Source organism: Nocardioides sp. P5_C9_2 (genome assembly GCF_054049555.1).
Map to the genome: position 1 here is coordinate 1 of NZ_JBFUMD010000108.1, position 9,264 is coordinate 9,264.

Genomic DNA, 9,264 nt, shown 5'->3' on the forward strand with positions numbered 1-9,264 from the left:
GCGGATCTCGTAGATGAGGTCGTCGATCTGGCCCTTCGTGGGCTTGACCACGACCTCGGGGTCGATGAGGCCGGTCGGGCGGATGATCTGCTGGACCGTGTTGTCGACTCCGCCGACCTTGTCGAGCTCGTAGTTGCCGGGCGTGGCCGAGAGGTAGATCGTCTGGCCGATCCGCTCGAGGAACTCCTCCCACCTCAACGGGCGGTTGTCCATGGCGCTGGGAAGCCGGAAGCCGTGGTCGACGAGGTTGCGCTTGCGGGACATGTCGCCCTCGTACATGCCGCCGATCTGGGGCACCGCGACGTGCGACTCGTCGACGACGAGGACATAGTCCTCCGCGAAGTAGTCGAGCAGCGTGTTGGGAGCCGAGCCGCGGCTGCGACCGTCCATGTGCATCGAGTAGTTCTCGATGCCGGAGCAGGAGCCGACCTGCCGCATCATCTCGACGTCGTACGTCGTGCGCATCCGCAGCCGCTGGGCCTCGAGCAGCTTGCCCTGCCGCTCGAAGATGGCCAGCTGGTCCTCGAGCTCGAGCTCGATGCCCTTGATCGCCCGCTCCATCCGCTCCGGGCCGGCGACGTAGTGGGTGGCCGGGAAGACGTGCAGCTCCTGGTCCTCGGTGATGACCTCACCGGTGACGGGGTGCAGGGTCATCAACCGCTCGACCTCGTCACCGAAGAACTCGATCCGCACGGCGAGCTCCTCGTAGACCGGGAAGATCTCGAGGGTGTCGCCGCGGACCCGGAAGGTGCCCCGGGTGAAGGCCATGTCGTTGCGCGTGTACTGGATCTCCACGAGGCGACGCRGGATCGAGTCGCGGTCGTGCTCCTCGCCGACGCGCAGCCGGAGCATCCGGTCGACGTACTCCTGGGGGGTGCCGAGGCCGTAGATGCAGGACACGGTGCTGACCACGATGACGTCGCGGCGGGTCAGCAGGCTGTTGGTGGCGCTGTGCCGCAGCCGCTCGACCTCCTCGTTGATCGAGGAGTCCTTCTCGATGTAGGTGTCCGTCTGGGGGACGTAGGCCTCGGGCTGGTAGTAGTCGTAGTAGGAGACGAAGTACTCCACGGCGTTGTCCGGGAAGAGCTGGCGCAGCTCGTTGGCGAACTGTGCGGCCAGCGTCTTGTTGGGCTGGAGCACCAGCATCGGCCGCTGGAGCTGCTCGGCCACCCACGCCACCGTGGCCGTCTTKCCGGTGCCGGTGGCACCGAGCAGCACGATGTCCTCCTCGCCGCCCTGGATGCGCTGCGTGATCTCCTCGATGGCTGCCGGCTGGTCACCGGACGGCTGGTAGTCGGAGACGACCTTGAAGGGGGCGACGCGGCGCTCGAGGTCTGTGACTGGACGCATGCGTCGAGCGTACGACCGAGCACCGACAACGGCATCCGCGGCGGCGCCGCCGGACCGGGACCACGACCGCGGGCGGCACACCGGCACGCCCCTCGGTGGGCGTCGCTAGATTGTCCCCGTGACTCCCGCCCGAGTGCTGACCGTCGTCCGCCGGACGCTGCTGTCGATCTTCGGGTTCCAGGTGCTCCTCGCCGTCGCGCTCTCGCTCGTGGACTCCTACCGGCGCCGGGGCAAGAAGCCCAAGCCGTTCCCGGTGACGCCGCCGCAGACCGTCGAGGTCGGCGAGGGCACGTTCACGACGTACACCTTCGGTCAGGACCTGTACGACGACATGCTCGCGGCCATCGAGGGCGCGCAGAAGCAGGTGCTCTTCGAGACCTACATCTGGAAGGGCGACGAGGTCGGGGAGCGTTTCAAGGCGGCCCTCATCGCGGCCGCCGACCGTGGCGTGGAGGTCTACTGCATCTACGACGGCTTCGCCAACCTCGTCGTGTCGCCGCGCTTCCGGCGCTTCCCGGCGTCGCTCAAGGTGCTGCGCTACCCGGTCTACTCGGCCGGGTTCCGCTTCTGGGACCTGCGTCGCTACGGCCGCGACCACCGCAAGATCCTCGTCGTGGACGAGGAGGTCGGCTTCGTCGGGGGCTACAACATCGGCACCGCCTACGCCACCGAGTGGCGCGACACGCACGTCCGGATCACCGGCCCCGGGGTGTGGGACCTCAAACGCGCCTTCGCCGACTTCTGGAACCTCAACCGCCGCAAGCGCATCGGCCGCTCCGAGCGCCCGCTGCTGCTGGAGACGGCGTCGGTGTGGGAGCCGCGGATCCGCTTCGCGCGCAACGTGCCGCGGCTGTGGGTCTTCCCGATCCGGTCGATGTACCTCGACGCGATCAACCGGGCCAACCGCAACGTCTGGATGACGCACGCCTACTTCATCCCCGACCAGGACTTCGTGGACGCGCTGCGGGACGCCGCGCGCCGGGGAGTGGACGTGCGCCTGCTGCTGCCGCTCAAGTCCAACCACATCGTGGCGGACTGGATCTCCCGCGGCTACTTCGGCCAGCTCCTGCACGCCGGGGTGCGGATCCTGCGCTTCCGCGACGCGATGGTGCACGCCAAGACCTCGACCATCGACGGCAACTGGTCCACCGTCGGCACCGCGAACGTCGACCGGCTCAGCCTCCAGGGCAACTACGAGATCAACGTCGAGGTCATCGACGAGTCGATGGCCTCGGTGCTCGAGGAGATCTTCCTCACCGACCAGTCCAACTCGCTGGAGCTGACGATCGGCGAGTGGGAGGCGCGGGACCTGCACCGCAAGTTCACCGAGTACGTGCTCGCCCCGCTGCGTCCCCTGCTCTGACGCGGTCGTCGCCGACACCCGTACGCCGTCCGCGCCGGCCCAGCGCCAGGATCCAGGCCCCCGCGGCACCGACCGCGGCGAGGCCGATGACGAAGGCCACGGCGGGCCCGCCCGACCAGTCCAGCGCATCGCCGTACCGCAGCAGCGCGACGGTCTCGAGGACGAGGAACGCGACACCGGTGAGCCCGAGCGGCTGCACCCGGTCGACGTCGTCGATCAGGAAGGCGTGGGCGGCCGCCCACCCCAGGCCGACCAGCCACGCGCCCACCGCCCGGGCCGTCAGGTCGGTGWGAGGCCACGCCCACCCGTCCGCGGCCCGGCCCGGGGCGAGCAGCAGGACCACCCCGCCCGCGAGCAGCGCGACGGCCAGGACGACGAGCAGCACCCGCAGGGCACGCGGCAGCGGGTGCAGGGCCGATCGCGGGGCGGGGATCCGTGAGGTCGCCTGCAGCGCGAGGGCGACGAGCATCGCGACCGGCACGCCGGCGTAGATCGCCAGCCAGCCCCAGGTCACGAGTCGGGCGCTGGTGGCGAAGCCGGGACCGAGGTGGAACGCGTCGAGGTGGACGAGGGTCACCACGAGCGTGAGCGAGGTGAAGACCAGCACCGTCCACACGGTGAGCCGCGCAGTGCCCCACCCCGCCGCCCGGGCACCGGCGATCTCGAGCACCGCGCTCGACCAGTACGCCGCCCCGAGGAAGACCGCGGTCATCGGCACCTCGATCGTCCAGGCGAACCAGTCGGCGGTGCGCAGCGGGAAGACGGTGAGCTGGAGGCCGGCCAGGAAGACGAGGACCGCGGCCACCACCAGGATCACCCGCATCGGCCGGACGACGGCGAGGTCGCGGCCGGTCACGGGCCGTCCCCCGTCGGGGCGGTGACCGCCGGTGGGGCCACGGGGTGCGCCGCCAGGTAGCCGTGGAGGAGCGCGATCACCGTGGCGCCGTCGCCGACGGCGGTGGCCACCCGCTTGACCGAGCCTGCCCGCACGTCGCCGACGGCGAAGACCCCGGGCAGGCTGGTCTCCAGCGGCAGCCGGCCGTCGCCCGGCGCCGTGCCGTCCGGTGGGGCGGTGTCGGGACCGGTACGGACGAAGCCGGCCTCGTCGCGCATGACCTCCGCGGGCAGCCAGGAGGTCCGGGGCACCGACCCGATGAGCACGAAGAGGCCCGACGCCGGCACGTCCTCCGTGTCCCCGCCACGCGGGTCCCCGATGGTCAGGCCCGTGAGGCAGCCGTCGGCCTCACGACCGCCGAGGACGGCCGACCGGTAGCGGATGGCGACGTTGCGGGTCGCCTCCAGCTGGGCGATGAGGTAGTCGGACATGCTCGCGGCCAGCGACGGCCCCCGGACCAGCAGCGTGACCTGGCGGGCGTAGCGGGCGAGGTGCAGCGCCGCCTGGCCGGCCGAGTTGCCGCCGCCCACGACGTACACCTCCTGGCCGACCATGGACGGGGCCTCCGAGACGGCGGCGCCGTAGTAGACGCCGCGCCCGACGAGCGACTCGAGCGCGGGGACGTCGAGGCGGCGGTAGTCGACACCGGTGGCGACGACCACGCTCCTGCCCCGGACGACGCTGCCGTCGGACATCGAGACCGTGCGCACCGCGCCCTCGGCGCCGAGGCCCTGCACCTCACGCATGAAGGAGTACTCCGTCCCGAAGGCCCATGCCTGCTGGAAGGAGCGGTAGGCCAGGTGCGCGCCGCTGACGCCGCGCGAGAAGCCGGGGTAGTTGCGGATCAGCGACGAGGTGCCGGCCTGCCCACCCACCGCCAGCTGCTCGACCACCAGGGTGGAGAGCCCCTCCGAGGACGCGTAGACGGCAGCCGCCAGGCCGCTCGGCCCGGCGCCGACGACCACGACGTCGTACACGTGGTCGGCCGGCGGCGGTCGGGTCAGGCCGAAGGCGTCGGCGATCTCCAGGTCGGTGGGCGCGACCAGGGTGGTCGGCGGCGAGGTGAAGGCGAGGACGACCACGGGCAGGGCCGGGTCCTCCAGCCCGAGGTCGGCCAGCATCCGCTGGCCCGCCTCGGTGTCGGCGTCGTGGAACGCGAGCGGGATGTGGTTGCGGCCGAAGGAGTCGCGCAGGGAGTGGGTGCGCTCGTCGCGCTGCTGGCCTATGAGCCGCACCGCCTCGAAACCGATGCCCTGGGCCAGGTGCCAGTCGTCGAGCGCGTCGACCAGGGCGCCGTGGAACTCCTCGTCGCGGCGGCGTTCGGGCCGGAGCACCAGCAGCTCGGCATGGCCCTGCGCGATGGCCGAGAACACCGTGGACGTGCTCTCGAAGTCTCCCCAGACCGCGGCGACGACCCGCTTGGCGGAGGGGTGGAGGGAGTAGGCACGTCGCAGGAAGTCGATCCCGTCGCGGTCACCCGGTCCGTAGCAGCCGATGACCAGGGCCACCTGGCGTCCCCAACGGCGGAGCCCCTCAAGCACCGCTCGGGCGTGCGCGTAGTCGGCGCAGACGACGACCTCGTAGTCGCCGCCGTACCGCCGGCGCAGCTCCGACCCGATGACGTCGCGCGACGCGGGGTCGGTGGTGGCCAGCAGCAGGACAGGGTCGACGTCGTCCAAGGCCGTCCCTCCCCGCACCTCCAGTGGTGGCCCCGACGCTACGCGCGACCCCGGGGGGCGGCGCTTCCCCATTTCTGGGGGTCGTCAGGGCGTACGCCGCCCAGTGCCGCGGGTCGGCAGGTGGGTCGGCACGCTCATCCGCGGTCCCCGTCGGGGTCGCGTCGGACCGCCCGCGCAGGCCAGAGCGGCGGCCCGGCCACGCTGCGGCCGGTAGGGCTCCAGCGCCTCGGCCATCTCCTCGTCGGTGATGTCGTGGCCGAAGAGCGCCCAGCCGACGTGGTTGGCCAGGTGGTAGTCCCCGAAGCTCACCGCGTCGGGGTCGCCGAGCGCCCGCTGGCGCACCTCAGCGCTGGTCCACACGCCGATCCCCCGCACCGAGCGGAGCCGGCGGTCGAACTCCTCGGGCGGCGCGTCGACGAGCCGCTCGAGGGAGGAGGCGACCCGGCAGGCGGTGACCAGCKCCCGGGACTGGAACGGCTCCACACCCAGCCGCAGCCACTCCCACGACGGGATGGCGGCCAGGGTGGCCGGGGCGGGCTGCACGTGCAGGCGCAGGTCCCCGACGACCTGCGGTGGACCGGGGGCGGGCTCGCCGTGGCGCAGCACCAGCTGGCGGAACGCGCCGAACGCCTGCTTGCCGGTCACCTTCTGCTCCAGGATCGAGGGCACCAGTGCCTCCATGACCCGTCGGCTGGCCCCGAGGCGCCAGTGCTGCTGTCGCCGCCATCCCTCGGCGACGGCCGGGTGGAGGGGCTGGAAGTCCTGCGGGTCGTCGGCCGCGCCGAGCAGTGAGGGCATGGTGTCCAGGGCCCACGACGCACCCGGGCCCCACGACGTACCGATCACCAGGCCGTCGGCGGGACGGGCCTCCACGCACAGGGTCGCCGGACCGTCCGGGGTGCGGGTGGCGCGCCAGGTGCGACCGCGCAGGTCGGTGCGCTGGGTGGGGTCACCGGCGCCGCGACGCTGCTGGCCGAGCACCGACGCGGCGGCGCAGGGCCAGTCCGGTCGCCACTCCCTGGTCAGTGCCTCACCCACACCGCGACGGTAGACGACGGCACCGACCCGGGAGCGGCTACGGTCCTGCCATGGGTGAATCCGAGGCCGGCCGGGCCGACAACCGGCGCGAGATCGAGCCGACCATCGAGCGCGACTTCAGCAGCCAGATGTCGTACGGCGACTACCTGCGCCTCGACCTGCTCCTGGCCGCCCAGCGGCCGCAGAGCGACCCGCCGCAGCACGACGAGCTGCTCTTCATCGTCCAGCACCAGACGAGCGAGCTGTGGCTGAAGCTGATGGTCCACGAGCTGCGCTCGGCACGGGACCTGCTGGCCTCCGACGACCTCGCACCCGCGCTCAAGCGACTGGCGCGGGTCAAGCACATCCAGCGGGTCCTCACCGACCAGTGGGCCGTGCTGGCCACCCTCACCCCGAGCGAGTACGCCGAGATCCGGCCCTTCCTGGCCACCTCGTCGGGCTTCCAGTCCGCGCAGTACCGCGAGGTCGAGTTCCTGCTCGGCAACAAGGACGCCGACATGGTCCGCGTCTTCGGCCACGACCCCGGGGCGCAGGCCGCACTGTCCGGCCTCCTCGCCGAGCCGTCGCTGTACGACGAGTTCCTCCGGCTGCTCGCCCGCCAGGGGTACGCCGTCCCGGCCGACCTGCTCGACCGCGACGTCACCGTCCCGCACACCCTCTCCCCCGGGCTGGTCGACGTCTTCGCGACCGTGTACGCCGCCCCGTCCGAGCACTGGGGCATCTACGAGACCTGCGAGGAGCTGGTCGACGTGGAGGACAACTTCCAGCAGTGGCGGTTCCGTCACCTCCAGGTCGTGCAACGGACCATCGGCCACAAGATCGGGACCGGCGGCTCCAGCGGCGTCGACTTCCTGCGCCGGGCGCTGGACCTGACGTTCTTCCCCGAGCTGTTCGCGGTGCGCACGCGCGTCGGGGAGTGAGTCGAGCGGTGCGCTCGATCGTCGTCACCACGGTGGTGACCGAGGGCCCGCGCTGAGTCGAGGAGAATCCGAACCGGCAGGGCGGGTCGACGGGTGCCAGCGCACCCAGCTCCGTGCCCCGCCACGTGCCGGCGAGCGCGGTCACCGCGCATGGCCGTCCGGGCGACCGGTCCACGAGCACGCACCAGGCGGGGTGGTGGCCAGCCGCGCGGACGCCACGAGCCACCTGGTCGGGGTGTCGCGGACCTCGACGGGAGAGATCACGACCTCGTCGAAGGTGTAGGTGCTGCCGGGCAGGATGGCCCCATGCTCCTCGCCGACCTCGTCGCCACCTCGCAGGCCGTGAGCGCCACCCGCTCCCGCAAGGCCAAGGCCGAGTCGCTGGCGGCCGCGCTGCGGCGGGCCGAGCCGGACGAGCTCGAGACCGTGGTGGCCTACCTGGGGGGCACCCTGCGCCAGCGGCGGACCGGACTCGGATGGCGCGGGGTGAGTGACCTGCCCGAGCCCGCCGACGAGCCGACGCTGACGGTGGGCGAGGTGCACCAGGCCTTCGACCGGATCAGCCTGATCGCCGGTGCCGGGTCACAGGCACTCCGCAAGGCGGCCGTCGCCGACCTCTTCGCCCGCGCGACCGCGGACGAGCAGGCGTGGTTGCGTGCCCTCGTCACCGGCGAGGTGCGGCAGGGCGCGCTCGACGCCCAGGTCCAGGAGGCAGTCGCCGCGGTCGCCGAGGTGCCGTTGGCCTCCGTACGCCGCGGGGCGATGCTCGCCGGCAGCACCCTCGCCGCGGCCGTCGCCGCCTTCGACGGGGGCGAGGAGGCGCTGGCTGCCATCGGCCTCGAGGTGGGCCGCCCGGTGCTGCCGATGCTCGCCTCGAGTGCACCGGACGTGGATGCGGCGCTGGACAAGATGCGTGGCCGACCGGTCGCGATCGACGCCAAGCTCGACGGCATCCGGATCCAGGTGCACCGCGACGGCGACGACGTGCTCGTGGTGACCCGCAGCCTCGACGACATCACCGGCCGGTTGCCCGAGGTCGTGGAGATCGCTCGGTCGCTGCCGGCCGACCGGTTCGTCCTCGACGGCGAGGCGCTCCTGCTGGCCGAGGACGGTCGCCCGCGGCCGTTCCAGGAGACGTCGTCGCRCACGGCACAGACGGGCGGCGGCGTCGTCGCGCCGTACTTCTTCGACGTCCTGCACGTCGACGGCCGCGACCTCCTCGACGAGCCCGGCCGCGAGCGTCTCGCGGTCCTCGACGACCTGGTCCCCGAGCAGCACCGCGTCGGCCGGCTGGTCACCGACGACGCCGCGGCAGCGCAGGAGTTCGTGGACGCCACCCTGGCCGCCGGTCAYGAGGGCGTGGTCGTCAAGGACCTGGACGCCCACTACGAGGCGGGTCGCCGCGGTGCCGGGTGGATCAAGGTCAAGCCGGTCCACACCCTCGACCTGGTGGTGCTCGCCGTCGAGTGGGGCAGCGGCCGACGCCAGGGCTGGCTGTCCAACATCCACCTCGGCGCCCGGGACGCCGACGGAGGCTTCGTCATGCTGGGCAAGACGTTCAAGGGCATGACGGACGAGATGCTGGCGTGGCAGACCGAGCGCTTCACCGAGCTGGCCACCTCGCCGACGGATCGCAGCGCGTACGTCGTCCACGTCCGGCCCGAGCAGGTCGTCGAGATCGCCTTCGACGGTCTTCAACGCTCGACCCGGTACGCCGGCGGGGTCGCCCTGCGGTTCGCGCGGGTCCTTCGCTACCGCGACGACAAGCAGGCACACGAGGCGGACACCATCGAGGACGTGCGCCGGCACCTGCTCTAGCTCCGGGGGCCTTCGACGTCACCCGAGTCGCAGGCTCACCCGTCGGCCGCGGCGGACGCGTCAGCGCAGACGACTCCCCTGTTGCCGTCCTGGTCGGCGATCACGGTGAGCGAGGGCGCGTCGCTGTCATCGACGACGGTCCCACCCGCGGCGACAGCAGCGGCGATCCGCTGCGCGGCCACCTCGGACGCCACATAGACC

Annotated in this window: 7 protein-coding genes; 3 read left to right on the forward strand and 4 right to left on the reverse strand. The window is 72.2% G+C overall.

Features of this window, described 5'->3' with window-relative positions:
• Window positions 1-1,350, reverse strand: a 1,350-nt coding sequence (locus ACXJKL_RS07675) for a DEAD/DEAH box helicase family protein (protein WP_457206469.1), incomplete at its 3' end; no start/stop codon positions are given.
• Window positions 1,351-1,468: 118 nt separating this feature from the next.
• Between ACXJKL_RS07675 and ACXJKL_RS07680 the strand changes: the two genes are divergently transcribed.
• Entirely contained in the window at window positions 1,469-2,713 is a 1,245-nt protein-coding gene (locus tag ACXJKL_RS07680; protein ID WP_457206470.1) for a phospholipase D-like domain-containing protein, read from the forward strand.
• Here the strand turns inward: ACXJKL_RS07680 and ACXJKL_RS07685 are convergent.
• The 3 genes from ACXJKL_RS07685 to ACXJKL_RS07695 all read right to left on the reverse strand — a co-directional run bounded on the left by ACXJKL_RS07685 (window position 2,673) and on the right by ACXJKL_RS07695 (window position 6,325).
• Window positions 2,673-3,569 carry a hypothetical protein gene (locus ACXJKL_RS07685; RefSeq protein WP_457206471.1) on the reverse strand — a complete coding sequence of 299 codons (897 nt, stop codon included), beginning with the start codon at window positions 3,567-3,569 and terminating at the stop codon, window positions 2,673-2,675. The two genes, ACXJKL_RS07680 and ACXJKL_RS07685, sit on opposite strands and share 41 nt — an antisense overlap.
• Complete coding sequence (locus tag ACXJKL_RS07690) at window positions 3,566-5,287, reverse strand: FAD-dependent oxidoreductase (RefSeq protein ID WP_457206472.1); 1,722 nt, start codon at window positions 5,285-5,287, stop codon at window positions 3,566-3,568. The genes ACXJKL_RS07685 and ACXJKL_RS07690 overlap by 4 nt, the downstream gene beginning before the upstream one ends.
• A gap of 84 nt (window positions 5,288-5,371) precedes the next feature.
• Window positions 5,372-6,325: a DNA-3-methyladenine glycosylase family protein gene (locus tag ACXJKL_RS07695; RefSeq protein WP_457206473.1), complete on the reverse strand. Its 954-nt coding sequence runs from the start codon at window positions 6,323-6,325 to the stop codon at window positions 5,372-5,374.
• A 50-nt stretch (window positions 6,326-6,375) separates the two neighbouring features.
• On the opposite strand from ACXJKL_RS07695, the gene ACXJKL_RS07700 reads away from it, so the two are divergent.
• Window positions 6,376-7,245, forward strand: coding sequence for a tryptophan 2,3-dioxygenase (locus ACXJKL_RS07700; RefSeq protein WP_457206474.1), 870 nt, complete (start codon window positions 6,376-6,378; stop codon window positions 7,243-7,245).
• 306 nt (window positions 7,246-7,551) lie between these two features.
• The gene (locus tag ACXJKL_RS07705) at window positions 7,552-9,063 is read left to right on the forward strand and encodes an ATP-dependent DNA ligase (protein WP_457206475.1); all 1,512 of its coding nucleotides are present in this window, start codon (window positions 7,552-7,554) and stop codon (window positions 9,061-9,063) included.
• Window positions 9,064-9,264: the final 201 nt, after the last annotated feature.

Bases quoted from the DNA above. Each gene is read 5' to 3' on its own strand.
- ACXJKL_RS07700 (WP_457206474.1), top strand. From the start codon at position 6,376: ATGGGTGAATCCGAGGCCGGCCGGGCCGACAACCGGCGCGAGATCGAG.